Genomic DNA, 1,781 nt, shown 5'->3' with positions numbered 1-1,781 from the left:
GTGCCTGAGCAATCGGATACGGAAGGATGAGACATAGCAGGCCGTCGAAAATACCCTCATGAGGACCCGGCGGACGCTCGACCTGCGAGACCACAAGGAGTTGGGGAACGAGGAGCGGGGCAGCCACGGCGATGGCGACAAGGGCGGCCGATGCCAGGATCGCCCAGCGACGAACAGACCACCGGCATTCCCAACCCCGCACAGCAACTGCCACGCCCAGTAGCTGGATGGTGTACAGCCACATCTGGGCATTTCCTGCATGGTAGAAGAGCCCGGCAAGAAACCCCGTGCCGAGGGTCCATTTCCAAATGTGGAGTTTGGAACGGAAAAACGGCTCCTGAAAACTTTCCAGTTTGCGAAGTTGAAGAGCCAGCAATGGGACAAAAAGAAAAACCGGAGACATGTAATACCAGGAACGGCATGCGATCAGGGCGTACCCACACAGGACCCAGCACACCGACGCACACATGCGAAGAGGAGGGATTATCCCTTCCTGGGACAGCAACCAAAAAATCGCCCAATATGCCAGAAAGAGATGAAACCAGCAAAAAACGTCCACACACCAGGTGGGATCACCCAGCAGATCACGGGCCGAAAAGTAGGCGAGATACGTGGGAGGATATGTCAGCGCAAATGTCCCCAGTTCGGCCAGCGGCATGCCCAGAAACTGGTAAGTTGTCCACTGAGGAAACCGGCCATCGGCCGCGATTTTCAACGCCCGGCTGATGACGGGGTAGAAGATGGTAAAGTTGTCGTCCTGAAGGAAATAGCGTGGCTCGCGTGTCTCAAGATAGGCAGCAGCTATGACAACCAGGAAAAACCCCCCTGCCCCCCAGAGCAATCCGCCGCGTGCCGAATCGTGTGCTGGAATGATCTTCTCGGCGAGAAACTCCGCTCGTAGGATTTTTCTTCTCTTCCACACATCGAACGCGCTGACAGCCACCGCCCCCCAAAGGACAAAGAACCACGTGCTGGGATGCTTGACGAAACCCGCGAGAACATGGCCCATCAGGGCGAAATCGCCGGGATAATTCCACAGACCAGAAAACCGTGGTAGGACGGAACGCGAGAGATCCCCTTCCCACGGCAAATTGCACATGAAAAACTCTTGGGAAGGCGGCAGATCGTGTTCCAAGGTCGGCCCGGCCTGCCTGGCCCGCTCCCATGCGAGTTTGTTTCCCGGAATCCGCAGGGACGTCCTGCCGCAAACAATGACCACTCTCTCAATGTCTCGATGAAAGTCCCCTGCTACCTGCAGGCGGAGGGATCGGACCCAGGATCCCCTGATCGTCCAGTGCCACTGTTGCTGACTCATTGCCGGGGCGGTCCACCACGCAGGCACAGAGTTCTCCGCCAGTGCGTCCGACCCGGCCTGGTCATTCGCGGATGAGAAAGAGCTTTCCAACCCCTCGCGGAAGACAGCTTGCGGTACCGCTCGTCCGGACGGGCTGGATGGAGCGGTCGTCCCTTGGTCGTTTCGCGAATGGCCAGGAAATTCCAGACAGACGGGGATGATGGCGTCACTGCGGGTGATCTGAAATAGCTCGATGAGGCCACGTTCCACAGGTTTCCGCGAGTAGACCGTCACCTGCACGGGCAGACTGGCGGCACCTTTCAGTGCCCGATAGGTGTGAATGGCCAGGAGCCAGCAGAGAATGCCCAGCCCAAGTGCGGCAAGTCGGAGCTGAATCGCAGGCCAACGGCTGTTAAGCATGGAACACCACATTTATGGGAAACAGCACACATTCTTTCATGTGTGCTCACGTCAGGAACGATAGTCA

The 1,781-nt window shown here is 57.7% G+C and carries 1 protein-coding gene; it reads right to left on the bottom strand.

The genetic code is table 11. The features are described from left to right. Nucleotides 1-1,714: hypothetical protein (locus H5U08_RS17680; RefSeq protein ID WP_297036133.1), on the bottom strand; the 1,714-nt coding region annotated here is incomplete at its 3' end. Nucleotides 1,715-1,781: the final 67 nt, after the last annotated feature.

The sequence above is a fragment of the Thermogutta sp. genome, from assembly GCF_014359955.1.
Taxonomy (GTDB): Bacteria; Planctomycetota; Planctomycetia; order Pirellulales; family Thermoguttaceae; genus Thermogutta.
This window is presented reverse-complemented; position numbering and strand designations above follow the sequence as displayed.